Source organism: Actinomadura spongiicola, assembly GCF_003432485.1.
GTDB classification, from domain to species: domain Bacteria; phylum Actinomycetota; class Actinomycetes; order Streptosporangiales; family Streptosporangiaceae; genus Spirillospora; species Spirillospora spongiicola.
Map to the genome: position 1 here is coordinate 218,057 of NZ_QVNQ01000007.1, position 24,683 is coordinate 242,739.

Consider the following 24,683-nt stretch of genomic DNA (forward strand, 5'->3'; position numbering starts at 1 on the left):
CCCGACGGCCCCGCTCCCCGTCGGGCCTCCATATGAATTGACGATCGACACCCGCGCCCGGTTGACACCGATCGCGGGAAAAATCCGGAACTACCTGGCGCGACCACATGATCACTGGATGCGGCGCGACAGCATCTGGAGGAAGATCTTCTTGATCTCGCCGGGCGTCATCGCGACCTGGACGCTGCCGTTCGTGGCCCGCGCGATCTGGTCGAGTTCGTCGCGGTCCACGCCACCGCCGAATCCGATCATGTTGACCTGGATCGGCTTGTTCGGGTCCTGCATGTCCCGGAGCTGCTTCAACGTCGCGGGCAGCGACGGGCCGCCGGGATCGTCGTTCTTCCCGTCCGTCAACAGCAGGATGGAGTTGCCGAACTCGGGCTTGTACGTCTCGTTCATCATCTTGTACGCGGCCAGCATCGTCCGGTAGAGGCCGGTGTCGCCGTTCGGCTTCGGCCGCATCTGGTTGAGCGTGGACAGGACGAGCCCGCGCCGCGTGGTCGACCCGACGCGGTCACTGAGCGGCCCCATCGGCACCACTTCCTTGTACGGCGTCTCGCCGTTCATGTTCGTGGAGAAGAGCCACTGACCGACCTCGGTGTCGTTCGACATCATGCTCAGCCCGCCCTGGGAGACCTGCGCGATGGCCTGCAACCGGTTCACGTTCGGCGCGACCTGTTCGGCCATCGAGCCGGACACGTCGATCAGTGAGAGGATCCGCAGCCCGAGCGTCAGCTTCGACCACGCCTGCATGATCCTCGCCACGTCCGGGTCCTTCGGCGGGGGCAGCCGCCGCGGCGGGGCCGGGTCGACGCCGGACCTGTCCGTGAAGCCGGTCGGCGCCCTGCCGTCCGTGGTCCGGAACCCCTGCTGCCGGACGTCGCCGCGGGTGGCCTCGGTCGTCATCGCCTTCTCCAGCAGGCGGGCGCCCTCCCGCTTACCGGCGTCCTCGCTGGTGACGGTGAACGGGTAGTCCAGCGGCAGCGTGCCCTCAAGCGGATACAGCGCGACCGCGGGCTCCTCCGGCCCGGTCTGGTTGTACTTCCACAGCGCCTGCTCGGACGACAGCGTGATCGGCTGTTTCCCGCCGCGCCCCTTGCGGAATTGCGTGAACTCCGCGTCCACCGTGGGGACGGTGCTTTCTCGGACGGTGCGGACGATTCCGGTGAAAATCGAGTTCCGGTTCGGATCGTTGGCCAGCAACGTACTAGTGATCATCAACGCGCCCATGCCCGCCGCGTTCTTCGTCGGATCGGGCATGACCAACCGGACGGTTCCCGCGGGAATGACCTGGTTCTTGGTCACCGCGCCGCCCGCGTCGGCGCCCGCCGCCTGGAGCAGGCTCTCCCAGGTCGGCGCGGCGGTGATGCCACGCTGTCTCAGCCCCGCCGCGAGCGTCCGCGGCAGCCCGACGACCACTGGGCTGAGCGCGACCGACGTCCCCGTGGCGGTGACGCCGCCCTTGTCGCCGCTTCCGTCGCTCGACCGAGCCAGCGAGAGCCACAGCGAGGAGTCGGGGATCCACACGTCCGGGCGTTCGTTGGACGGGTTCGCGACGCCCTGTCCCGACAGCAGCGTCGACACCGCCGACGGCTCGACCTTCTTCACGGTGGCCGTGACGCACTTGCCGTCGACGTTGTGCCTGCCGTTGTTGAAGCGTTCGGCGGCCTTCTCCACGACCGGCGCGATGTCCGGTGCCGCCGCGACCGTCAGGCTCATCGTGTTGTCGCCCGTGCAGGCGCTGCCGCTCTCCGCGAACGCGTACACGCCGACGCCGAGAAGCACCGCCAGGCCGACCGCCCCGGCCATCGGCCCGATCAGCGCGGACGCGCTCCGCCTGGGCCTGCGGCGCCCGTACTCGTAACCGCCCGTCCCGCCCCCGGAACCGCCCCCGCCACCACCGCCCTGACCTCGGCCGCCGCCGCTGCCGCCGGAACTCCCCAGGGAGTCGTACGCGCTGTATCCGCCCCCGGGGAGCGACGAGGAACTCTCGGAGGAGGACGGTCCCTGCCGACTCGCGGCGGACCGCTCCCCGCCGTACGCACTGCCGCTTCTCAACCTGTACCCATCGACCTCGTATACACCGGCCCGGTACTCACCGGCCCGAGACGTGTCGGGCTGATAGGCACCGGGCCGATACGTGCCGGGCTGGTCTCCATCGGCTTCGCCGGGACCGGTCGTGGGGGTGCCGCCGAACCCGCCGGAGCCGTACACGGGCCGCTCGCCCGACTGTCTCGGCGTGAACCACTCCGGCGTCTCGCCCGACGGGCCGGACGGGCTCCCCGAAGGAACGCTCCCGCCGTCCCGGGTTCCGAACCAGTCGGCGGACCCGTCGTTGGCGGGGCCGAAGACGGGCCGGGACGGATCATGGCCGCGCTCGTCCGCCCCCTCGGGGAAGTCATCGCGATGAGGTCCGCTCATGCCCTGCCTCGATTCACCCGAAACCCGTCGATGTTTGACGGCACTGTAGTAGTACGAACTAGAGGTTACAAAGAACTCAAAAGTGATAATGACGCAGGTCATCAGCGTAAGGCGGGACACTCCCGGCATCCCTGACCTGCCGCGAATTGGATCAAGGACTCCGCGTCCGAAACCGGCCGCATTCTGCGGGAGACTTGGGGATATGGCCCGCCTGGTGACCGTCTCCGACCCCGCCGATCCGCGCCTCGCCGACTATGTCCGGCTCCGCGACGTGAACCTGCGCAAGAGCCTGGAGGCCGAGCACGGCCTGTTCCTCGCCGAGGGCGAGAAGGTGATCCGCCGCGCGGTCGCCGCCGGTCACCCCGTCCGCTCGCTGCTCATGACGCGCCGCTGGTTCGAACCGCTCGCCGACGTCCTGGAGGGCCTGGACGCCCCCGTCTACGTCACCGACGACACGGCCATGGAGTCGATCACCGGGTTCCGGGTGCACCGGGGCGCGCTGGCGTCCCTCGAACGCCTCCCGCTACCGACCGTGGACGCCGTCCTCACCGGCGCGCGCCGCGTCATCGTCTGCGAGGACATCGTCGACCACACCAACATCGGAGCCATCTTCCGGTGCGCCGCCGCCCTAGGCGTGGACGCCGCCGTCCTGGCGCCCCGCTGCGCCGACCCGCTGTACCGCCGGTCGGTCAAGGTGTCCATGGGCGCGGTGTTCGCGCTCCCGTACGCCCGGATGACCGACTGGCGCGACGGGCTGTCGACGCTCCGCGAACGCGGCTTCCAGCTTCTCGCGCTCACCCCGGCGCCCGACGCCGAGCCCATCGACGACGTGAAGACGGCCGACCGGCGCGCGCTGCTGCTCGGCTCGGAGGGGGACGGGCTGTCGTCCCGCTGGCTGCACGAGGCCGACCACCGCGTGCGGATCCCGATGAGCGAGGACGCCCTGAGCCGCGGCGTCGACTCCCTCAACGTCGTGGCCGCCGCCGCGATCGCCTGCTACAGCCTCACGCGCTGAACCTGTCGGCTCACTCGCCGAACATGCCGTGGCGGGGACGGCGGTGCGTGCCCTTGGGCCGCTTCGGAGCCTCGGCGGGCAGCCGCCGCCGTCCGAGCCGGAGCTGGGTCAGCAGCAGTGAGAACGCCACCAGCAGCGCCGCGAGCCACGCGACCTGCGTGCTCGCCATCCGCTCGAACGTGAGGTCCTGCGCGACGGGCGCCTTGTTGCCCTGCAACCGGCTCTGCGGCGTCATGGACGTGCCCGGCGCCACCGAAGGGTTCGGCGCGCCGGGCGGCGCGATCGGTGGCAGCGCCACCTGCGGGTTCCGCGGGTCGAAGGACGCGTTCGGCGCGGGCGGAATGACCCCGCCCGTCGTTCCGGTTCCGGACGAGCCGCTGCGCCCGGAGCCGGAGCCTCCGCTCCCGGCCGACGTGGTGGAGGCCTTCGACTTGGACTTGGTCGGCGACGGTTTCGGCGGGGTGGTCTTGTCCTTCGGGCCCTTGGGATCCTTGGGGTCCGAGGGTGTCTTGGGTGGTGGGGACGACGGCGGCGTGTAGTCGAACTTCACGGTGGCGGGCTTGGCCTCAAGGGTCACCGGCTTCTCGTCCACGGTGGCCTCGACGGTGACGATGACCGACAGCGTGACGTCCTCGTTGACGGTCCTGCCGAGCTTGACGACGGACCTGACCTGCTTGGCGTTGCCCTTGTCGTCGACGAGGACGCAGGCGTCCGAAACGACGGGACAGCCCTCCGTGACCTCGGGAGCGCCCTTGTTGGGCTCCACCGTCAGGTGGACCTTGGTGACCTTGAGCGGTTTAAGCGGTTTGGACGTCTCGTCGCCGACCTCGGCCGTGGTGAGGATGACGGCGGAAGCGCCCATCGTGACGGTGGAATTCTTCGCGATGACCGAGATCTTCGGGGCTGTGTCCCCGACACCGCTCGCGGTGGCGGTCGGGGTGGGTGGGCCGGCGAGGGCGGTCGCGCCTCCGGCGGCCACCACGGCCGCGGCGCCGAGCCCGATGATGGCGGGTATGGCCGCTGATCGGCAGATCACTGCCGTAGCACCTCCGTTGCGTCGCCTGGGAGCGCACGTGTCGCTACTGTGAGGGATCGCCTCGGGACACATGCGACCACGGATGCGAGGACCAAATCAACCCCATCCGAAATCATGTCAACTCTTCCCGAATGTCCTCAACTTCTGTTCTGGGGGCCCACGCCTGCCAGATTCCCTGGTCGATGCGGTCGAGGCCGAGATTCTCCGCGACCGGAGCGCGTCCGCCCGTGTATTCAACGCGCAACCAGCTTTCATGCTCCCCGACAACGATGAAATGTTCACCGCGCCAGCGGCACGTGGTTCGAACGTAGCGAAGGTCCTCCACCTCGGAGGAGGGAACGACGCGGCGGAACCGCCCCGGGCGCAGCTCCTCGAACCCGTCCGTCGGCTCGGGCGCGTACAGCCTGATCTCGCCGTCCGCGCCGGGTGCGGCCTCGAAGTCGCGGCCGAGCCACCGTGCGACGTACCCGTCCCGGATCACTGGGCCGCCTCCGTCCGTCCGTCCCAGGCCTCGGCGTTCGCGTCGGGCCTGAGCCAGGCGAGCCGGTCGGGGTCGTACATGGCGACGAACCGCTCGGACCGGTCAGCACCGATGTAGTACATCTCCGCACCGAACGGCAACCGGACACTGTCCACCTTGTACTCGCGGATGGATCCGGCGCTGCCCGGCGCGAAACCGCCGCCCTGGAACGGTGCCCGCTCGATCACCCATCCGGCGTCGCCCCAGGCGGCCATCTCCTCCTCGTCCCGTCCGCCGAACGGGATCCGGTAGAGGCTCGGGCAGTAGGCGGGCCACCGGATCACATAGACGCCCTCGTCGGCGGGCGAGAACGACGAACCCTCGTACAGCAGCCCCAGCGCCTCGTACAACTGGACGGGCGTCTGAAGGTCCGACACGTCGCCCGTCGAGTGCACGAAACCGCCCACCCGGTCGTATCCCTGTTCCAGGTACCAGGTGACATGCGCGTGCGGCACGACCTTCTGCATGACGGCCGGTGACGCGGCACGGTCGTCGGGGTCGAGCGGCGGCGTCCGCGGCACGGGTTCGCGCCGGTCCGCCGCCTCCGGCTCGTGAGGCTCCGCCGCCTGCGGTTCGGGAAGCTCCGCCGTCTGCTCGGGTCGCGGGGGCGGCGGCGGAACCTCCGGGCGCGCCGGGACGAGCCCGACCCGCGCCGCCCATTCGCCCAGCACCCGCACCTGGTCGCCCCGCAGCGACGCGCCGATGCGCGTTCCCGGGTTGAGCAGCATCGTCCACTCGTCCCGGGGCCAGGCGCCGATCAGCTCACGGAAGTCGGCGTACACGAACCGGGACTCCGGCATCACCTCACGGAGCCGCACCAGCGACGTGAACACCCGCACGTCCGACTCGCCGCGCAGCGCCGCGTCCCACCGGAACTCCCGCTGGACCGGCATCACCTCCAGCGGCGCCTCGTCCGGGATCGGCACCAGCACGTTCGCGTTCAGCAGGACCCGCAGGAACGCGTCGGAGTCGCCGTCGGACGCCGCCTCGTACAGCTCCTGGTCGATCCGGTTCCCGGGCTCGAACGCGGGCTCGGGTTCCGGCACGGCCCGCAGCCGCCGTTCCCCCGTCGCCTCCTCGACATCCGCCGGGGGGCCGCCCGGACCACTCGGCTCCGGTGGTCCGTGCTCCTGGACCTCGGTCGGTTCCGCGGCGTGCCTGCCGCGTACCCGGGCGGACGCGTCCGGTGTCTCCGGCGCCGTCCCGTCCACCGCCTCGGACCCACCGGACGCGACCGGGACGGACGACGACGCGGGAACGGTCGGTTCGCCGGGAACGGCCGACCCGGCGGGGACGGTCGGCTCAGTCGGGACGGCCGGCTCGGTGGCGGCTGCCGGTTCTGCAGGGGTGGTCGGCTCAGCGGGGACGGCCGATGGGGCGGCGGCGGTCGGTTCGCCGGGGACGGACCGCTGGGCGGCGACGGTCGGCTCAGGCGGGACAGTCGGCTGGGCGGGGGCGGCCGGTTCCGCAGGCGCGGTCGGGTCGCCGGGGAAGGACGGCCGCGCGGCGACGGTCGGCTCAGTCGGGACAGCCGGTTCCGTAGCGGCGGCCGGTTCTGCGGGGGAGGTCGGCTCAGTGGGGACGGTCGGCTGGGTGGGGGTGGTCGGCTCAGCCGGGGCGGTCGGCTCTGTGGCGGCGGCCTGTGCGGCGGGGGCGGTCGGCTCGGCCGGGACGGCGGGTGCCACGGGGACGTCCGGGGTGTCCGGCGGTGGCGGTGTGGACGCCGACGGGGGAGTCGCCGCGGTCTCCGGGCCGCGCAGGGAACGGACCTGGTCGCCAGGCATCGTCGCGTCGATGGGGGTGCCCGGGTTGAGGACGAGCGTCCAGCCGGTGTCCGGCCAGGCGGCGACCAGGTCGGCGAGGCTCGGCATGACGAAACGGGACGAGCCGATGGCCTCGTTCATCCACTTCAGGGACGTGAAGATCTGGATGGACGTCCGGCCGTGGACGGGCACGGGCCGCCACGGGAACCCGGGGTCGCCCGGGTCGATGCCCCACGGCGTCTCGGCCTCGGCGGGGACGAGGACCTGCGCGCCGAGGAGGATGGCGAAGAAGGTGTCGGTGTCGCGGCGCCGGGCGGCGTCGAAGAGCCGCTGCTCGATGTCGTTCTGCGGGTCGAAGTTCTCCGTCATGCGCTGCGCGGCGCGCTGGTCGGCCCAGGTGGCTAGCCCGGGAAGCTGCTGGGCGAGGATCGTCCCACCGGCGGGGGAACCGGAGTTGATGGCGAGCAGCCAGTCGTGGTTCGGCCAGTAGCGCAACGCCACGGTGAACGGCAGCTTGATGTACTCGGTGCCGGTCCCGGCGGCCCGGGCGGCCTCGATGAGGCGTTCGGGCGAGGTGAAGACGGGCACGACGATGGCCCCGTCGACCTCGCGCGTCTGCCAGGGGAATCCGGGACGGCCCGGACGCATCGTGTAGTCGGTGTCGTCCGGGACGGGCAGCAGCACGTCCGTCGCGGCGAGAGTCTGCAGGAACAGGTCGTGGTCGTTGTTGGCCGCGGCGCGCAGCAGCTCGCGCTCCACCTCGTTGGCGGGTTGGAACTCCTCCCGCGACGTCTCGCGCGGCGCTTCCGGAGGCGTTCCGGCGGGCGCCTCCACCCGTGTCTCGGCCGGGGAGGCCACGGCGGCCCCCTCGACGGCCCCCTCGACGGGCGCTTCGGCGGGGGTGTCGCGCGGCAGCTCGCGATGCTGGTCGCGGAGTTCCTCCCAGGGCGCGGCCGCGCGGCCGACCTGCGGCGGGCGGCCGTCCCCGCCCGCCACCTGGCGGACGAACCACGACGGCAGCCGCGACTCGATGGGCAGGGCCGCGCCGACACCACGCGCGGGCGCGTCGACGGCGAGCCACCAGCGGTCGTCGGGCCACGTCTGCGCGATGTCCCCGAACGCGATCGTCACGAAATGCTGGTAGGACGGGCCGAGGCAGGCCCGCATCGCCGACGCCGACGTGTAGACGAGAACGTGGACCCGGCCGTCCTCCTCCTGGGTCGGCCACGACGGCTGCGCCCGGTTGGCGAGCACGCCGTCCACCTGGTCCGGGGGGACGGGGACGAGAAGTTCGCTGTCCGCCAGGAGCCGGAAGTAACTCTCCTGGTCACCGGCCTGGACGGTCTCCTGAAGCCGCCGTTCCAGTTCCGATGTGGGTCGCCACGCGTCGGCCACGGTCGCCACCCCCTGATTCCTCCATGCTCGTCCCCGCGCGACTGCCTACGCTACAGGGGCGAACCGGGCCGTCGGGCATCGTCATCCGGCGGCGCGGGTGACGGTGCAGGTCAGCTCGGCGAGGGCGGTGAGGAGGCGGTCGACGTGCTCCTCGCTCGTCCCGAGGCCGAGTCCGGCGCGGACGGCGGTGTCCTGGACCGCGTCGTCCCCGCCCAGAAGATGCCGGACGAAGGGATGGGCGCAGAACCTTCCGTCCCGGACGCCGATGCCGTACTCCTCGGACAGCGTAAGCGCCACGTCCCGTGCGTTCCACCCGTCCACGGTGAACGACACGATTCCGACGCGGGGCGCGCCCTCGCCCCAGAGGGACAGTTCGTGGACGGGCGCGAGCGTCGCGAGGCCCGACCGGAGGCGCGTCACCAGCGCCTCCTCGTGGGCGATCATCGCGTCCCAGCGTTCCGACAGGGTCTCGCAGGCGGCCGCGAGCGCGATGACGCCGAGCACGTTCGGGGTGCCGGCCTCGTGCCTGGGTTCGGGGGCCGCCGCCCACCGGGTCGTCCGCCCGACGGACGCGCTGGCACCGCCCCCCTTCAGGTACGGGTCGGCGGCGCGGAGCCAGTCGGCGCGTCCGGCGAGGACGCCGGCGCCGAACGGCGCGTACAGCTTGTGTCCGGAGAACGCGACGTAGTCGAGGTCGAGGGCCGTCATGTCGAGGGGACGGTGCGGGACGAGCTGAGCCGCGTCCACCGCGATGCGTGCGCCGTTCCGGCGGGCGACGTGCGCCAGTTCCCCGATGGGCCACAGTTCCCCGGTGACGTTGGACGCGGCGGTGACGACGAGCAGCCGCGGCCCGATGGGGGACTCGCGCAGCGCCCGGTCGGCGGCGGACACGGCCTCGGCGGGGGTGGCGGGCGCGGGCAGCCGCACGGCCCGCTTCCATGGCAGCAGGCTCGCGTGGTGCTCGGTCTCGAAGACGACGACGCTCGTCCCGGTGGGCGCCGCGTGCGCGAGCAGGTTCATCGAGTCGGTGGTGTTGCGGGTGAACACGACGGCGGAGCGGCGCCACGCGCCGACGAACGCGCGCACGGTCTCCCGCGCCGCCTCGTACGCGTCGGTGGTGACCCGCGACAGGCGGCCCGTCCCACGGTGCACACTGCTGTAATACGGCAGCGCGCGGGTGACCGCCTCGTGCACCGCCTCCAGGCAGGGGGCGCTGGCCGCGTGGTCGAGGTTGGCGTACGGGACGTGCCCGCCGCCCCGGATCGGCACCGGGACGTCGGCGCCGACGACGCGGGGAAGGCCGCGAACCGGGACCCCCTCGGCGCGCGTCAGAGCCGTCGGGACGTGAGAGCGGGCGGGGGGAACGAGACGGGTGGGCGACGTGCGCATACCAGCACCTTCCGGGTCAGGGACCCCGGAGCATCCGCCGGGATCCGCGCTTGCCGGAACGCGGGAGCGACGTCCGGCCAGGTCTTCTCCCGGGGCACCCCGTCGCGGACGAAGGGTTGCCGGCCAGCGAGCCGGGGCTTGACGCTGACGCTCATGACCTAGTGCGGAATTATATGCGGGGCCGGACGGGGATCAAGCGGGAGGAACGGATGGGACACGGTGTGGTACGGGCGTTGGCCGGAGGCGCGGTGGCGCTCGGCGCGTCCGGTCTGCTCGGCGGCTGCGGCGCGCTGGGCGGCGATTCCGCCCAGGTCTGCACCGACACCAAGAAGGCGTTCCAGCAGTACATGACCCAGGTGAAGAGCGTCCCGGCGGCCGAGCCCGCGCGGTGGCGGCAGGCGACGGAGCAGCTAGCCGGACGGCTCGACGCGCTGGCGAAGGAGGCGGGCGACGACGAGTTGAAGAAGGCGCTCACGACCGAGGCCGGCCAACTTCGCGCCGCCGCCCCGGCCGTCGGCACCGGCGACGTGGCGCAACTCGACGCCGTCATGCGGGAAGCCCCCGCCCGGATCGGCAAGGCCTGCTGAGCGCCTCCCCGGCCCTCTCGGACGACGGCCGGGGAGACCCTCTCGGGTGACGGGCGGGTGACGGTGGGTAAGTGCGGTCGCGGTCAGCCGGGGACGCCGGGAACGGTTCCGCCGGGGTCTCCGCCGCCTCCACCGGGATCGCCGCCGTCTCCGCCGTCTCCGCCGCCGGGGTCGCCTCCACCTCCGTCACCTCCGCCGGGGTCGGGCGGCAGGATGGTCGGCAGGTCCGTCGGCGGCGTCGGGAAGTCCGGCTCGTCGGGGCCGGACGGCGACGGTTCGGACGGCTCGTCGGTGTCCGGGGACTCCTGCTCGTCGGGTTCGAGACCGTCCGTGGGCTCGCCCCAGCCGCCGCCCGGCCGCGTCGACGGTGACCCGAACGACTCCCGCTCGTACCCCTTGATGTTCACGGCGTCGCTCATGTACGTCCGCCAGATCTGCGCGGGGAGCTGACCGCCGTACGCGCCGTAGCCGGGGATGTTCAGCGGCTTGCCGTCGCTGCGGAACATCGCGACCGACGTCGCCATCTGCGGGATGAAGCCGTTGAACCAGATCGCGCGGCCCTCGTCGGTCGTGCCGGTCTTGCCCGCGACGTCCCGGCCGTCCGGCAGTTGCGCGCCGGTTCCCGTCCCGGCGCGGACGACCTGCTGCATCGCGTACGTCGCGTCGCGTGCGTTCTGCTCGTCGAGGGCCCGTTCGCCCTCCTCGGCGAAGGTGCGCTTGTGGTTCTCGTCGTCGGTGACGGCCTTCACCACGAACGGTTGCCGGTAGACGCCCTCGGACGCGAACGTCGCGTACACGCCCGCCTGCTGGACGGGGTGCAGCGACACGATGCCGAGCGGGAGCGAGGCGGCGGCGCGCTGCTCGGGTTTCATCTGCGACCGCGGGATGCCCATCTTCTCGGCCATCTTGACGATCTTCTCGTTGCCGATGTCCTGGCCGAGGTTCACGTACGCGGTGTTGACGGAACGCTGGGTGGCGGTGACGAGGTTCACCATCCCGAAGCTCTCACCGGCGTTGTTCTTCAGCGGCTTGCCGTTGAAGTACTGCGGGGAGCTGCCGTCGTAGACGGAGTTGAGGGTCTTGCCGTCCTCCAGCGCGGCGGCCAGCGCGATCGGCTTGAACCCGGACCCGGCCTGCGCCCAGTCGCCGAAGGAGCTGCTCAGCGCCTCCTCCAGATAGCCGCGGCCGCCGTAGAACGCCAGGACCTGCCCGGTGGACGGGTCGACCGACACGGCGCCCGTCCGGATCTTCTCGCTCATCCCGTCGGGGGCGTTCTGGTTCACCGAGCGGCGCAGCGCGTCCATCAACCGCTTGTCGAACGTCGTGGTGATCTTCAGACCGCTGCGGTTCAGTTCGTCCTCGCTGTAGCCACGGCGCTCGATGAGCTCCTTCTTGGCCACGTTGACCATGTAGCCCTTCTGGCCCTTGAGGATGTCGGTGATGTGCTGTTTGCGAGGCGCCGGGAACGTCATCGACGCCGCCTCGGCGGACGTCAGGGACCCGTCCCTGACCATGTTGTTCAGCACGGAGCGCCAGCGCTGCTCGGCGGAGGGGCGCTGCGCGCCGGTGGGGTCGGAGAACTTGCTGGGCTGCTGGATCGCGGCGGCGAGGTAGGCGCCCTCCGCGGGGGTCAGCTTCGAGACGTCCTTGCCGTAGTAGGCCTTGGCGGCGGCCTGCACCCCGTAGGCGTCGCGGCCGAAGTAGATGGTGTTGAGGTACTGCTCCAGGATCCAGTCCTTGGACTTCTCCCGCCCGACCTTCAACGACACCATGATCTCTTTGAGCTTGCGGGTGACCGACACCTCCTTGCCGATGCCGCCGTAGTAGTTACGGACCATCTGCTGCGTGATCGTCGACCCGCCCTGGAGTTGGCGTCCCGTCACCGTGGACCAGAAGGCCCGGGTCGTCCCGGCGACCGACACCCCGGGGTCGCCGTAGAAGCTGCGGTTCTCCGCCGCGATCACCGCGTCGCGGGTGCTCTCGGGAATCCGGTCGAGCTTGACCGCGTCCCGGTTGACGCCCGTCTTGGCGATCTGCGTCTTCCCGTCGGAGTAGTAGAACGTCGGGCCCTGCGCGATCGCCTGCTCCTGCGGCGACGGCACCGGCGTGAGCAGGTAGGCGATGCCGAACGCGGCGATGAGGAACCCGATGAACCCGAGGAGTAGGAACAGCGCCCGCCGCAGGTACCGCGACCTCCGGCTCCGGGGCTTGCGCGGACCCTTGCCGCCGCGCCCGCCGGCACCGCGTGCACCGTCGCGTCCACCGTCGCGGCGGCCGGGCGGTGGCTCTTCTCGCTCGGACCCGACGGCGCGCATGCTTCGAGTATCGCCCTTCGCGGCTTCGGTGGAACCCTTGTCGTCGTTCCGAGATCTGTCGTCCCCGCGAGCGAATTCCGCGTCTTGCGTGGATTCTTCCGATTGTTCCGTCAGCGTGACGGTCGTCCCGCCGTCCCCGCCGCCCGACGGCGCGTCCTCGTCTTTCCGCAGGTCCGCCTCCTGCGGACCGGTGTGATCCGCGCCGTCCGGATCCTTCCTGCCGTTGCTCACAAGCCCCCCGTGATGAATGCGTTACCGACCATACCTGAGGGGGTAGGTGGGACGGGCCGCCCAATGCACAGTCCCGAGGCTTCCCTTTAGGAGGACGGGCAATACGCCACTCCGGTTGTCGTGACGGACGTCGCACCACGGACTTTTCGAAACGCCGAGCGGCGGGAACCCGTCCGGGTTCCCGCCGCTCGGCCGGTCCAGCGAGGGATGGCGCGGCCCTGCCGCGCCCGCCTCACTTCTTCTTGATCTTGTCGATGACGTCGATGACGAACACGAGGGTGTCGTCGCCCTTGATGCCCGCCTGGGGGTTGCCCTTCTCGCCGTAGCCCTCCTTGGGCGGCAGGATCAGCAGCAGCCTGCTCCCGATCTTCGCGCCGGTGAGGCCCTTGTCGAAGCCGGGGACGGTCGCGCCGGTGCCGACCGCGAACTTGGACGGCGCCTCGCCCGCCCAGCTGGAGTCGAACTCCTTGCCGGTCTTCCAGATCTTGCCCTGGTAGTGGACGACCGCCTCGTCGCCCTTGGCGAGCGCCGGGCCGGTGCCCTCGACGAGGGTCTTGACCTGGAGCTTGTCCGGCGCGTCCTCGTCCTTCGGGATCGTGACCTTGGGGGCCTTCCCGGCGCCCTGGTCCTCGACCTTCGGCAGCTTCTTGTCGTTGAGGGGCTTCTTGGCGCCCTGCGGGGACGTGTTCTTGGGGACGACGGCCTGGATGTCCACGACGAACACGACCCAGTCGGTCTGGGCGAGGCCGAGCTGTTCGGCCTCCTTGCCGAAGCCCTCCTTCGGCGGGATCTGCAACACGACCCGGCTGCCGCTGGTCTGGCCGACCATGCCCTGGTCGAAGCCCTTGATGCCGCTCTTGCCGACGACGAGCGGCCGCGTCGGCTGCCCCTGTGCCTCCTGCTGGTAGGACGAGCCGATCTGCTTGTTCTTGCTCTTCTTCGAGCGGTCCTCGACGTCCTTGTCCTTCGACCACTGGTAGAAGGTGTACTGGGCGAACAGCGTGTCACCGTTCGCGATCTTCTGGCCGGTGCCCCTGATCGGGACCGTCACCTTGCGTCCACCCGCGGGAGCGAGATCGGTGGGGATCTTGACCTTGGGCTCGGACCCGAACTTCCCGGTCACCTCGATCTTGGGACCGGGCCGGTTCGCCCACCACACGATCACGCCCGCGATCGCCACCGCGACGGCCACCGCGCCCGCGATCATCATCATCCGCCGTTGGCGGGCCTTCTTCGCGGTCAGCGCGGACGGCGTGGACCGCCGATTCAGGCCGCTGCCGCGCCCGGCGCTGATGCCGTGCGGGGTGAACTCGGGGCTGCGAATGTTCTTGGCGTTCGGGATCTTGGCTTTCGCTTTGATCGCCGGTTTGCCCCCGGGCTTGTCATCCTCGGACATGTTTCCTCACTCGCTCCGGGTTCGACGACATCACGAACGGGACCACCCTTCCAGGGCGGGTCTAAGCGCAGCGTGAAAACCACGCAAAAACGGCCGACCCGCAATCTATCGGTCACGCGGCCGTGCGTGGCGCCGTGTGACCGGGACGGAGCCGACCCGCAATCTACCGGTCACCCGGCCCTGCGAGGGCCGTGCGCCGGACGGCGGGGGGCCGCCAGGATACCGCCGTCCGGGGCCGCGATCACGTCCTCTCGTCAGCCCGTGGTGGCAGGCTTGGAGGATGCGCCTCGCGACCTGGAACGTCAATTCCGTCAAGGCCCGGCTACCGCGCCTTCTCACCTGGCTGGACGAGCACGAGCCCGATGTCGTCTGCCTCCAGGAGACCAAGTGCCGGGCGGACCAGTTCCCGGCCGCCGAGGTCGAGGAACTCGGCTACACCACCGCCGTGCGCGGTGACGGCCGGTGGAACGGCGTGGCGATCCTGTCCAGGGTCGGCGTCGAGGACGTCTCCACCGGCTTCCCTGGCGAGCCCGTCTACGAGGGCGCCGCCGAGGAGCCCCAACTCGAACTGACCGAGCCCGTCGTGCTGACCCCGGAGGCCCGCGCGATCGGCGCCACGTGCGGCGGTGTCCGGGTGTGGTCGCTGTACGCGCCGAACGGCCGCACGCCCGACTCAGCCCACTACGTCTACAAGCTCGAATGGTTCGCGGCGCTCCGCGAGGCCCTCGCGACCGAGCTGGCCTCCGGCGCGCCGCTGGTGGCGTGCGGCGACTACAACGTCGCCCCCACCGACGACGACGTCTGGGACCCGGCCGTGTTCGCCCACTCGACCCACGTCACCCCGCCCGAACGCCAGGCGCTCGCCGACCTACGGGCGGTAGGCCTCCACGACGTGGTGCCGACCCCCATGAAGGGCCCTCACCCCTTTACCTACTGGGACTACCGCGCCGGCGCGTTCCACAAGAACATGGGCATGCGCATCGACCTGTTCTACGCGAGCGAGGACGTCGCCGGTCGCGTCCGGTCCGCGTACGTCGACCGGGAGGCACGCAAGGGCAAGGGCCCGTCCGACCACGCCCCCGTCGTCGTCGACCTCGACCCCGCTTAGACTCCGTGCCCGCTCAGACCCGGCGCTCGCCTAGCGGAGCTCCGCGGTGAGCAGGATGAAGATCGCCGTGGGGAAGCCCTGGCGCCACCACGGGTCGTCGCGGAGCTGCTCCTCGGTGGGGTGCGGTTCGCGGAGGTCCGCGATGACGAAACCCGCGTCTCGGAGCGTTCCAGCGTAGAACTCCAGCGGCCGAAGCCAAGAAGTGATCATGGACGGGGACTCCAGCCCGTCCACAAGGAATCGCTGGTCGATCCCGCGCGCCCCGAAGTACTGCGTCGCCGGGACGCTGTCCCGCGCGCCCCGCTCGGAGTGGTGCACATAGAAGCAGGGATGCAAGGTCAGCAGGATCAGTCGCCCGCCGCTCTTCAGCACCCGGGCGAACTCGCGGAGCGCGTGCGTCGGGTCCGGCAGGTGGCTGAACAGATGGTTGCAAACGATCAGGTCGTAGACGTCGTCCTCGAACGGCAGATCATCGACGCTGGCGCAGACGAACCGCGCCGCCCCGGGCGGGGACGGGTACGCGTTCGCGGCGTCGATCAAGCTCTGGCAGGCGTCGACGCCATCGACGTCGGCGCCGTCACCGGCGAGTCGCCGGGACAGGTAGCCCTCGCCGCAGCCCGCGTCGAGGACGCGCAGGCCCGCGCAGGGGCCGATGGCGTCGAGGACGGCGGCGTCGGTCAGTTCGGTCCGGTACCGGTCGCGGCCCTCCCTGATGACCTTGACCCAGTAGTCCGCGTTGGCCTCCCATCTCTCCAGCGTCCGACTCGCGATGACCTCCGCAGTGTCCTCCACCCGGCTCCCCATTCTCCAAAGCCGGTTCAGACGATGCTCTTGAGTCGCCGAACCAGCGTGTTGCAGGTCTGTCTGATCCGTCTGTCCTGGCAGTCGATCCCGCGTAGCTCCAACGCCTGGATCAGCTCGGCGAGCTTGCCGCCGAACGCGAGGTCGCGGTTCAGCGCGAGCGGAATGTACGTCGACACCAGGTAGTAGAAGTAGGCGTCGTTGTACACGGCTATCTCGCGTAACACCTCGGTGGCCGTGTTGCGCAGCGACAGACGGCTCGGCAGGGTGAAATCGCTGCTGAGGCGGCCGTCCCGTGTGTAGGTCGGGAAGGCCCACTCCTCCAGCGCCCGGTACACCGGCGTCGCGTTCAACTCGCGGTGGTACTTCTCCGCCAGCTCGATGTCGTTGGAGCTGATCAGGGAGCCCATGATGACACCGCGGGTCGTGAACGCGGTCTGCCGTGCCGGGCCCTCCGTGCCGAGATCGGCCTCGATTCCGTCGCTGACCTTGCTGACCTGGTGCGAGATGACGTTGACGGCCAGGATCGAATGAAACGAATACGTCTTGCGGTTCAGCCGCGGCGCCAGATCGATGGACGACTCGCGAAGGATTTGCGGGTCGCGCAGAATTCCCCGGCCCGGCTCGTCCGAATAGACCAGTTCCAGGGCGCGGTCCTGTTCGCGTCCCCAGAAACGGGCGATGAAGGACGACGTCTTCTGCGTCGGCTCACCGCGGACGATGCACAGGGCCGCCTCAAGGGCGTTCAGCAGGTGCGGCTGCGGCACCGGCGAGTTCTCCAGGGCCTCCAGGTCGACGAGGAGCCCTTCGGCGCGCAGGTGGCCGAGGAGCACGTCGCGGCGTTTTCGGACGGAGTGCGCCTGCGAGTACTCGGCGATGCCGGGGATGGACGACATCAGGCTCTGGAGTGATCGTCCGCTGACCCGGTCGAGCCATTCGACGTTGTCCCAGAGCCGGAACACGGTGCTTTCGTCGAGGCCGGAGAAGGCCGCGACGTCGGACATGTTGAGGCCCATGTCCTTGGTGATCTCGGAGAGGGACTTCGGCTCGCCGTCCGGGGTCATCGCTCGCCCTAGATGTGGCACGTGTTGGCGCCTCGATCGTAGCGAAGCGCCGCGCCCTTGGCGCGAGCCGACGGAGGATATTTCCGTCGTTCTTTCGTCGATGACGGCGATCATCGCGAGCCGTCACACCCTTCCGGTCCCGTGGCGGAGCGGAAGGCGCGCGGGACACCTCTCCCTCATCGAGAGGCTCCCGCCGCCGCGCCGTCCAGGAAGCCCCTGTACACCTGGACGAACCGGGCGACGCCGGGGGCCGACGCGTCGAGCGTTCCGCGGGCGCCCGCCTCGCCCTCCCGCGGCTCGTCGAGCTCCGCCCGGAGGGCGAGGCTCGGCGTCGGCCCCTGCGTCACGGCAGTCGCCACCCTTCCCGGACACCCACACCGAACCAGAACGTGGCTCCGTTCTTGGTCCTGTGGGTGCCGAAATCGGTGGCGAGCGCCTTCATCAGCTGGAGCCCCCGCCCGTGTACTGGCAGTGGCTCCTGCACGCCGCGCGGACGTCCGAGCGCGGCGCCCCCGTCGGCGACCTCGACGCGGACGTACCGGTCGATGTGCATGACAGAAAGCGTGATGGTGCCGTCCTGACGCGGTCGCGCGTGCAGGACCGAGTTGGTCATGGCCTCACTGGTGAGCAGTTCGAGGTCGCGGAGCTCGGACCGGTCGGCGCCGAAGTGCTGCCCGACGAGTTCCCTGACGTAGGTTCTCGCGAGCCGTACCGCGGCGGGGGTCGCGGCGAGATCGAGTTCACCGATGAGGCGCCCGGACGACTTGCCGTTGTTCCAGGCGGACGGAATTCCGAGTTCCAGCGAGGGAGCGGGGGCCGGTACGAGCACGGGAGTCCCGGACCACGCGTCTGATGAGTTCATGGCGGTGTTGGCTTCACGTCTCCGTGTCGGGCTGTATGCGAACATGTGTTCTTCGGCCTGGTCGAAGTGTGGACGTGTAAGTGAGACAACACACACTCTGACGTACTGCGCTCTGCACAGTCACCAACGCTTGCACGCATGCAAGAGCCCTATCACACGCTGCGAACTCTCACCGTCCGCTTACAATCTAGTCACTCTCCGCAATTCCGTGGGATGTGACGTGTGTCACGTCGTCATCCAGTGCTTTCCGAGCGTCCAGCCGAGGAAGCGACGACGGTGCGGGTTCGGGTCGTCCAGGTCACCGCCGGCGAGCACGTGCCGGAGCCCGGCGAGGACGGGATCGAGGCGCCGTACGGTCGGCGCGGGCTGCCGGTCCAACTCGTCCTGCATCCACGCGACGACGGCGAACTGCTCCTTCAGCCCGCACAGGGCCAGGAAGAAGACCGTCTGCCGCCACGCGTAGGCGGCGTCCTTGACCGTGCGGAGCGGTCGCGGGTTCCCCTGCACCCTGCGGACCAGGCGACACGTGACGCCGAAGGCCCGCCGGGCGAGTCCGTCCCAGCCGTCCGCGGGGTCGACGCCGATCGGGTCGACGAGCGCGGCGAGGTTGTGCGTGGTCAGGATCTGCGCCTGCTCGATCACCGTGCCGTTGGCGGCGACCGACCACCCCCGGACGTCCTTGGTCCGCTGGCGGCAGAGCCGGTCGAACCCCTTCCCGAGCCTGAGGACGGCCGCGTAGTCGATGCCGTAGTACCGGTCGTAGAGCGAGTCTTCGAGGAGGTCGCCCGCGAGCTGGGCGGCGTCGAGGAACTTCGACGTGAACGTGCCCATGAAGATGTCGGCGGCGAGTTCCTCCACGAACGGCACCCGCAGCTCCGCCCGCCGGGCCAGCGCGTCGAACTCGGCGACCATCGGGTTGGGCACGATGCTTCCCGGGAAACCGCGCAGGGTCAGTTCGCCGAGTTGCACCAGCGTGGCGCGTGCGTTCTGCGTCGCGGCCCTGTCCGCCCGGCGGCGGTGCTTCCCCACGGCCTTCACCCAGGGCAGTTCACTCATCCGTACCTGATGCTCCAGGTTGAGGAGCAGCAGCGACCGCCGATTCCGGAACGCCCGGTAGACGGCGGCCATCAGACCCCGCAACGCGGGGTCCGGGTAGGACAGCGCCGTGGTCGACGCCACCAGTTGCGGCACAAGCTGCGCCAACACCTCCGCCGACGGAATGACGCCGCGTTCGACGAGCGTGCCGACCGATGCCTCCAGACAGTTCTCGACGATGCGCCGCACCGACTCCGGTATCTCGGTGCGGACGTCGCCGTCGATGACGGGCGCGACGAACGCGTCGACGGACGGCACGCCCGCGTCCTGCGGGAGGTCGTCCAGCCGCGCCGCCACGGCCTGCGCCAGCGCATGATGGGTGGGCCGGGCGGCGAGGGCCGCCTGCCCTTCGCGCAGAGCCGCGTGCTCCGCCGAGCCCGGCGTGCCGCGTTTCGCGACCATCGCGTCAACGGAACGTTGCAGCAGCCGGGAAGGCGGCCGTCCGGCGAGGACCTTCTCCAGGGACGTCCGCAGAATGGCGATGTTCTCCCGTGGCCTGCGATGCTTGCCGCACAGTTCGTGCTTCCGGGCGAGCGTCGAGTAGCGGGCGAGCAGTTCGGCGCCGTCCTCGCGCCAACCCTCGGGGATCTCGGCGAGCACCCGACCGTTCCGGACCGTCCTCAGCCAGTGGCCGAGCAGTTCGTCCGCGAACGGATTCCACACCGAAACGGCCTCGTTCATCCTGGCCACATCGATGTTGGAACGCTTGGCCTTGAGCCGCTCGGTGACCTCCCCGACCGTCTCCCGGCACACCAGGGAGGAGTCGGTAGGCGCTTTTCCTGGACGCGGCAGGAAACGCAGGCGACCCGCGAACGGGCCGATGGCCTCAAGGACGTCCAGGGCCCCGTTCCGGTCACCGGCGCGCAGCAGCCAGGCGACGACGAGCAGCGCCGCCTCCTCGGGCTGGACGATGTCGTAGCGGCCGCTGTCGAGACGGGAATGCAGCTCCCTCAGGCCCGCGTCCGTCAGGTGATGGTCGAACAGTTCGCGCCGATTCCGGTCGTCCAGGCCGAGGCGACGGGCGAGCTGCCGCTCGTCGTCTGCCAGCGGCCCTCCTGCGGCGGCGTTCCCGGTGGCGAACCCGCCGCGAACGACCTCGGGGGTGACCCAGGCGGGGAGGCCTTTGACGGGCGTCCTGGAACCGATGTCCAGGGAACCGTCCTCCATTCCGGAGATGACGCTTTCCCAGCGCCTGATCCTTTGCTCGGCCCTTCGGCGCGTCGCCGAGTCCTCATGGGCCAGTGCCGTGACGAACGCTTTGGCGAGCTGCCCACTCGCGTACTTGGAATTCACCTTGACTTCTTCGTTCATAGCCAGCGTGGCGGGTGCCGCCCCCGCTCCCTCCGGGTAGAGAGCCCGGTGCTCTGCTGCTGAGCTACACGCTGCCGTCGCCATTGACGCTAAAGTCCGCCAATGCGTTTCGCAACGCATTTATCGGGCCGGTCAGGGGGATCAGGACGGGCAGGAGCGTGTCCCGCAGATCCACCAGGATCCTGTTCTCGGTCATGGCGGCTTCAACCCTCACGACCAGTGGCTTCACCAGCTCGTCGAACCGGCGGGCGCGGTCGACGCCGGGCCAGGGAACCTCGTACGCGGCGATGTCCGGCCATTTGGCGCGCGGCATCCGCGTGCCCTCGGAGACGGCCGACGCGTGCGCCACCACGTCGTCGCTCGACAGGGCCGCCAGAAGCCAACTCCGGTGGACGTCCCGTTCCGGCCGGACGACGAGAATGTCCGTCGACGCCACACCGCCGACGAACGCGAGACCGACCTTGTGGAAGTAGGGGCGGAGCCTCCCGAACAGCACATCACCGGGTTCGAAACGCCTTTTCGCGCTCGTCGAAGCGGACGCGGCCGTCCAAGTCGAAAGCCACATGTTCCGTTTCGGCATGTGCTCCAGCGCGATGTAGTTCTCGTCCGCGCGTATCCGCCCGGCGGGGACGTTCGCCGTCACCGCCGACCCCAGCCTTCCGATGCGGATCGACTCCGTCGCCGTGGCCGCCAGCTCTTCGTAGCGGGCGCGAACGACCTGGTCGGCCAGGTCGGCGATGCGATCGTTCACGGCGATCTTGTCGTCGAGGGCGCCGAGGAGCGACGCCGCCGAGTCCTGCTCCGCCCGTGCCGTGGGCGCCACGGCGAGGCGGCTCAGAATCCCCTGGGTGAGAAGCGGCTGGCCCGATCCGATGCGGTACCGGTTCAGGTCGAGTCTCTTGAGCAGGTAGTAGACGTAGCGCGGATTCACGCCGTCTTTCGCGGTGGCGATGATGGCGTTGTCGGTGACCCAACACCGGTCACGGCTGTAATGGACGGCTCCGCAGTACGAGCCGACACGTCCGACGATGGTGGTGTGGGGGTCGGCGTTGGAAAGCCCGGTTCGGCCGATGACGCCGTTGGCGCCGTAGGTCGTGTACGCGCCACCGCCACTGCCACCGGGCGGTTTCGCCTTGCCGTTGGCGAAGTCGACAAGGTCGCCCAACAGCCTCGGAGTCGCATCAACCATTCAGCCGACCCAGTTCACTACGGACGACCTGGTCGAGGCGCGCCGATTCCTCGAACTGCGCGAAGAGTTCCTTGGTGAGCCGCTCGGCCCTGTCGGCGGCGGGCTCCTCGCCGGGGTCGGTCTCGGCGGTGCCGACATAGCGTCCGGGGGTGAGGACGTGGTCATGGGAACGAATCTCGTCCAACCCGGCCGAGTAACAGAACCCCGGCACGTCCGAATACGCGCGGTCGCGCCACGAGCGATACGCGCCCGCGATGGCGCCGATGTCGCCGTCCGACAACACGCGTTCCCTACGGTCGATCATCGTTCCCATGGCCCGCGCGTCGATGAACAGAACCCGATTCCGCAGCGCCTTTCCCTTGTCGAGTATCCAAAGGCACGCCGGTATCTGCGTGCTCCGGAAGAGTTGACCGGGCAGCGCCACGACGCACGCCACGAGATCCGCCTCCACCAGCGCCGCCCGAATGGCGCGCTCGGCGGACTGCCTGGACGACATCGACCCGTTGGCCATCACGACCCCCGCGACACCGGCCGGGCCGAGTTTCGCGACGATGTGCTGCATCCACGCGAAGTTGGCGTTCCCCGCGGGCGGGACGCCGAAGCGCCAGCGCGGGTCGCTCTCGTCCCGGTACCAGTCCGACATGTTGAACGGCGGGTTCGCGAGCACGAAATCGGCCTGGAGCGCAGGGTGCCCGTCGTCGTAGAAGGTGTCGGCCCACCGGCCGGAGAGGTCGCCGGTGATGCCGTGAACGGCCAGGTTCATCTTCGCCAGCCGCCAGGTGCGCTCGTTCGCCTCCTGCCCGTGAACGGCGATGTCGTCGCGGCGCCCCCGGTGGCTGAGAACGAACTTCTCCGCCTGCACGAACATGCCGCCCGAACCACAGCACGGGTCGTACACCCGCCCCCTGAACGGCTCCAGGATCTCGACCAGAACCTTCACCACGCTGGACGGCGTGTAGAACTCCCCGCCGCGTTTCCCTTCGGCCCGCGCGAACCTCTCCAGAAAGTATTCGTAGACCTCGCCGAGAACGTCACGCGCCGACCTGTGACCGTCCCCGCCGAAACGCAGATCGCCGATCAGGGCGACCAGTTCGCCGACGCGCCGCTGGTCCACTTCGTCCCGCCCGTAAAGCCGCGGAAGCACACCGGAAAGCGGGGGGTTAGACCGCATGACCGCGTCCATAGCCGCATCGACGCGCGACCCGATCGTCCCCGAATCAGGCCCCGCCGCAAGATCCGTCCACCGCGCCCCCTCCGGCACGCGGAAAGCGCCCTCGCCGGACGCGTCCGACACGTACTTGAGGAACACGAGCCCGAGCACGAAATCTCTGTACTGTGCCGCGTCGACGGAACCGCGCAGTTTGTCGGCGGCCTTCCAGAGGATCTCCTTGAGGTCCGGCTCAGGGTTCATGCGCTGATTCTCGCGTGCCCGGGCGCGGTCGTTGGACGGACGGCACGGCGTGGTGCGAAGCTGCCGAACGTGGTGGTCCTGGGCGTTCTCGCGCTGGCGGCGCTGGCGGGCTGGCTGTACCTGGCCCTCGGCCACGGCCGTTTCTGGGCGCCTGGCCCGGGGCTTCCCGACGCTCCCGACCCGCCCGCCGGGCCGGACGTGGTCGCCGTCGTCCCAGCCAGAGACGAGGCGTCCGTCCTGCCCGAGACGCTGCCGACCCTCCTCGAACAGCACTATCCCGGCCGTTTCCGTGTGGTCCTGGTCGACGACGCGAGCAGCGACGGCACCGCCGAGACAGCCGAACGCCTCGCGGGCGGCGCCCCGACCCTCCACGTCGTCCGGGCGAGGGAACGTCCCGGCGGCTGGGCGGGCAAGGTGTGGGCGATGGCGGAGGGCGTCCGCGCGGCGGGCGAACCGGAGTTCCTCCTGTTCACCGACGCCGACATCGCCTACGCGCCCGGCACCGTGACCCGGCTCGTCCGGGCCGCGCTGGCCGACCGCCGCGATCTCGTGTCGCAGATGGCGACGCTCCGCACCCGCACCGGCTGGGAACGCGTGATCGTCCCGGCGTTCGTGTACTTCTTCGCGCAGCTCTACCCGTTCCGCCGCGTAACCCGCGACGGGGCGCGCACCGCCGCCGCGGCGGGCGGCTGCATGCTCGTCCGCCGCGAGGTCCTCGCCCGCGCGGGCGGGCTCGAAGCGATCAGCGGCGCGCTCATCGACGACGTGGCGCTCGGACGCCTGGTCAAACGCGGCGGCGGGCGCTGCCGCCTCGACCTGAGCCGCGACGTCGTCAGCCGCCGCCCCTACCCTCACCTGTCCGACCTGTGGACGATGGTGGCCAGAAGCGCCTACGTGCAGCTGCGCCGCTCACCGGTCCTGCTGGCGGGCACGGTCCTCGTTCTGTTCCTGATGTACGGGGTACCGCCCGCCGCGACCCTCGCGGGTCTGACCGGCCTCGCGGTCGGCGTCGCCGACGCCGCGCTCCCCGCCACGGCGGGCCTCCTCGCCTGGACGATCATGGCGGCCACGTACACGCCCATGCTCCGCCACTACCACCTGTCGCCCCTCCGCGCCCCGGCCCTGCCCCTGGTCGCCGTCCTGTACGCGGCCATGACCGTCGACTCGGCCCGCAGGCACTACGCGGGCAAGGGCGGCGCCTGGAAGGGCCGGACGGCGCCGTCCCCGCCCTGAACCACCTGGCCCGTTTCAGTCTCCGGAACGGTCGAAGAGCCTTCGGAACCCGCGCTGTGCAGGATGGCCGCATGGAATTAGTGGAGTTCCTCCGTGACCGGCTGGCCAAGGACGAGCAGCTCGCGCGGGCCTGCGCCGCCTCTTCGTGGCGGGCCGAGCCGTCCGGAAGCGTCGCCGTGGACGCCGAAGACCCCGCCTTCGTCGCGACGGCGGAGAACCAGGCGTACGTCGAGCACATCGCCCGCCACGATCCGGCCCGGACCCTGCGGGAGGTCGCGGCCGCCCGTCAGATCGTCGACGACTACGAGAAGGAGAGCTGGATCCTCGACCAGGGCCACCGGACCCCGGAACTCGTAGCCGCCCACGCCGCCCGCGAATCGGTGCTGCGCCTGCTCGCCCTTCCGCACGCCGCTCACCCCGCCTACCAGGAGGAATGGCGTCCCTGACCCGCCCGCAAGGGTTCGGCCGTCCAACTATGCGGGACGGGACTGACACATCAGACCGTCGCCCTGTAATCTCGGTGGGGGGGCCGAGAGGCGCT

The 24,683-nt window shown here is 70.3% G+C and carries 19 protein-coding genes, 1 tRNA gene and 1 riboswitch; of the genes, 5 read left to right on the plus strand and 15 right to left on the minus strand.

Annotated features, from left to right (window positions below):
• Positions 1-111: 111 nt before the first annotated feature.
• On the minus strand, positions 112-2,421 hold the full coding sequence (locus D0T12_RS23020) for a substrate-binding and VWA domain-containing protein (RefSeq protein ID WP_117401758.1): 2,310 nt from the start codon (positions 2,419-2,421) through the stop codon (positions 112-114).
• A 202-nt stretch (positions 2,422-2,623) separates the two neighbouring features.
• Between D0T12_RS23020 and D0T12_RS23025 the strand changes: the two genes are divergently transcribed.
• Positions 2,624-3,436, plus strand: coding sequence for a TrmH family RNA methyltransferase (locus D0T12_RS23025; RefSeq protein WP_117401759.1), 813 nt, complete (start codon positions 2,624-2,626; stop codon positions 3,434-3,436).
• Between the two features lie 10 nt (positions 3,437-3,446).
• Here D0T12_RS23025 and D0T12_RS23030 read toward each other — a convergent pair whose 3' ends face one another.
• From D0T12_RS23030 to D0T12_RS23045, 4 genes are all read right to left on the minus strand, one after another.
• A complete protein-coding gene (locus D0T12_RS23030; RefSeq protein WP_117401760.1) occupies positions 3,447-4,472 on the minus strand; it encodes a hypothetical protein in 1,026 nt (341 codons plus the stop codon).
• 112 nt (positions 4,473-4,584) lie between these two features.
• On the minus strand, positions 4,585-4,953 hold the full coding sequence (locus D0T12_RS23035; protein ID WP_117401761.1) for a hypothetical protein: 369 nt from the start codon (positions 4,951-4,953) through the stop codon (positions 4,585-4,587).
• Positions 4,950-8,159 (minus strand): SseB family protein, encoded by a 3,210-nt coding sequence (locus D0T12_RS37070; RefSeq protein WP_117401762.1) that lies wholly within the window; start codon positions 8,157-8,159, stop codon positions 4,950-4,952. Before D0T12_RS37070 ends, D0T12_RS23035 begins: the two co-directional genes overlap by 4 nt.
• 72 nt (positions 8,160-8,231) lie before the next feature.
• Complete coding sequence (locus tag D0T12_RS23045; protein ID WP_117401763.1) at positions 8,232-9,539, minus strand: aminotransferase class V-fold PLP-dependent enzyme; 1,308 nt, start codon at positions 9,537-9,539, stop codon at positions 8,232-8,234.
• 41 nt (positions 9,540-9,580) lie between these two features.
• A riboswitch (SAM riboswitch) is annotated at positions 9,581-9,698 on the minus strand.
• Between the two features lie 50 nt (positions 9,699-9,748).
• Here D0T12_RS23045 and D0T12_RS23050 point away from each other — a divergent pair.
• Positions 9,749-10,126, plus strand: coding sequence for a hypothetical protein (locus D0T12_RS23050; protein WP_147339603.1), 378 nt, complete (start codon positions 9,749-9,751; stop codon positions 10,124-10,126).
• Between the two features lie 83 nt (positions 10,127-10,209).
• On the opposite strand, the gene D0T12_RS23055 is transcribed toward D0T12_RS23050, so the two are convergent.
• Both D0T12_RS23055 and D0T12_RS23060 read right to left on the minus strand, forming a co-directional pair.
• Positions 10,210-12,441 (minus strand): transglycosylase domain-containing protein, encoded by a 2,232-nt coding sequence (locus tag D0T12_RS23055; RefSeq protein WP_117401970.1) that lies wholly within the window; start codon positions 12,439-12,441, stop codon positions 10,210-10,212.
• Positions 12,442-12,904: 463 nt separating this feature from the next.
• Positions 12,905-14,068 (minus strand): FKBP-type peptidyl-prolyl cis-trans isomerase, encoded by a 1,164-nt coding sequence (locus tag D0T12_RS23060; RefSeq protein ID WP_117401765.1) that lies wholly within the window; start codon positions 14,066-14,068, stop codon positions 12,905-12,907.
• A 280-nt stretch (positions 14,069-14,348) separates the two neighbouring features.
• Between D0T12_RS23060 and D0T12_RS23065 the strand changes: the two genes are divergently transcribed.
• Positions 14,349-15,176: an exodeoxyribonuclease III gene (locus D0T12_RS23065; RefSeq protein ID WP_117401766.1), complete on the plus strand. Its 828-nt coding sequence runs from the start codon at positions 14,349-14,351 to the stop codon at positions 15,174-15,176.
• A gap of 30 nt (positions 15,177-15,206) precedes the next feature.
• Here the strand turns inward: D0T12_RS23065 and D0T12_RS23070 are convergent, their stop codons facing one another.
• The 8 genes from D0T12_RS23070 to D0T12_RS23100 form a co-directional block, all read right to left on the minus strand.
• A complete protein-coding gene (locus D0T12_RS23070; RefSeq protein ID WP_158581600.1) occupies positions 15,207-15,968 on the minus strand; it encodes a class I SAM-dependent methyltransferase in 762 nt (253 codons plus the stop codon).
• 26 nt (positions 15,969-15,994) lie between these two features.
• Positions 15,995-17,041: a hypothetical protein gene (locus D0T12_RS23075; protein WP_117401768.1), complete on the minus strand. Its 1,047-nt coding sequence runs from the start codon at positions 17,039-17,041 to the stop codon at positions 15,995-15,997.
• A 176-nt stretch (positions 17,042-17,217) separates the two neighbouring features.
• On the minus strand, positions 17,218-17,388 hold the full coding sequence (locus D0T12_RS35495) for a hypothetical protein (protein WP_158581601.1): 171 nt from the start codon (positions 17,386-17,388) through the stop codon (positions 17,218-17,220).
• Entirely contained in the window at positions 17,385-17,903 is a 519-nt protein-coding gene (locus tag D0T12_RS23085) for an ATP-binding protein (protein ID WP_158581602.1), read from the minus strand. The genes D0T12_RS35495 and D0T12_RS23085 overlap by 4 nt, the downstream gene beginning before the upstream one ends.
• A gap of 225 nt (positions 17,904-18,128) precedes the next feature.
• Positions 18,129-20,291, minus strand: a complete 2,163-nt coding sequence (locus D0T12_RS23090; RefSeq protein ID WP_233526237.1) for a transcriptional regulator — start codon at positions 20,289-20,291, stop codon at positions 18,129-18,131.
• A gap of 20 nt (positions 20,292-20,311) precedes the next feature.
• A tRNA-Glu gene (locus tag D0T12_RS35500) sits at positions 20,312-20,383 on the minus strand.
• Complete coding sequence (locus D0T12_RS23095) at positions 20,374-21,474, minus strand: restriction endonuclease subunit S (RefSeq protein ID WP_158581603.1); 1,101 nt, start codon at positions 21,472-21,474, stop codon at positions 20,374-20,376. The genes D0T12_RS35500 and D0T12_RS23095 overlap by 10 nt, the downstream gene beginning before the upstream one ends.
• A 16-nt stretch (positions 21,475-21,490) precedes the next feature.
• Positions 21,491-22,909: a type I restriction-modification system subunit M gene (locus tag D0T12_RS23100; RefSeq protein ID WP_117401971.1), complete on the minus strand. Its 1,419-nt coding sequence runs from the start codon at positions 22,907-22,909 to the stop codon at positions 21,491-21,493.
• 69 nt (positions 22,910-22,978) lie between these two features.
• On the opposite strand from D0T12_RS23100, the gene D0T12_RS23105 reads away from it, so the two are divergent.
• Positions 22,979-24,142: a glycosyltransferase gene (locus D0T12_RS23105; RefSeq protein ID WP_117401773.1), complete on the plus strand. Its 1,164-nt coding sequence runs from the start codon at positions 22,979-22,981 to the stop codon at positions 24,140-24,142.
• A gap of 71 nt (positions 24,143-24,213) precedes the next feature.
• Positions 24,214-24,588, plus strand: a complete 375-nt coding sequence (locus D0T12_RS23110) for a DUF6221 family protein (RefSeq protein ID WP_147339604.1) — start codon at positions 24,214-24,216, stop codon at positions 24,586-24,588.
• Positions 24,589-24,683: the final 95 nt, after the last annotated feature.

What these genes read in the sequence shown, in the direction of transcription:
- D0T12_RS23110 (WP_147339604.1), top strand. Translation starts at nt 24,214, where the DNA reads ATGGAATTAGTGGAGTTCCTCCGTGACCGGCTGGCCAAGGACGAGCAG.
- D0T12_RS23025 (WP_117401759.1), top strand. Translation starts at nt 2,624, where the DNA reads ATGGCCCGCCTGGTGACCGTCTCCGACCCCGCCGATCCGCGCCTCGCC.
- D0T12_RS23050 (WP_147339603.1), top strand. Translation starts at nt 9,749, where the DNA reads ATGGGACACGGTGTGGTACGGGCGTTGGCCGGAGGCGCGGTGGCGCTC.
- D0T12_RS23065 (WP_117401766.1), top strand. Translation starts at nt 14,349, where the DNA reads ATGCGCCTCGCGACCTGGAACGTCAATTCCGTCAAGGCCCGGCTACCG.
- D0T12_RS23045 (WP_117401763.1), bottom strand. Translation starts at nt 9,539, where the DNA reads ATGCGCACGTCGCCCACCCGTCTCGTTCCCCCCGCCCGCTCTCACGTC.
- D0T12_RS23085 (WP_158581602.1), bottom strand. Translation starts at nt 17,903, where the DNA reads ATGAACTCATCAGACGCGTGGTCCGGGACTCCCGTGCTCGTACCGGCC.
- D0T12_RS23020 (WP_117401758.1), bottom strand. Translation starts at nt 2,421, where the DNA reads ATGAGCGGACCTCATCGCGATGACTTCCCCGAGGGGGCGGACGAGCGC.
- D0T12_RS23100 (WP_117401971.1), bottom strand. Translation starts at nt 22,909, where the DNA reads ATGAACCCTGAGCCGGACCTCAAGGAGATCCTCTGGAAGGCCGCCGAC.
- D0T12_RS23060 (WP_117401765.1), bottom strand. Translation starts at nt 14,068, where the DNA reads ATGTCCGAGGATGACAAGCCCGGGGGCAAACCGGCGATCAAAGCGAAA.
- D0T12_RS23075 (WP_117401768.1), bottom strand. Translation starts at nt 17,041, where the DNA reads ATGACCCCGGACGGCGAGCCGAAGTCCCTCTCCGAGATCACCAAGGAC.
- D0T12_RS23055 (WP_117401970.1), bottom strand. Translation starts at nt 12,441, where the DNA reads ATGCGCGCCGTCGGGTCCGAGCGAGAAGAGCCACCGCCCGGCCGCCGC.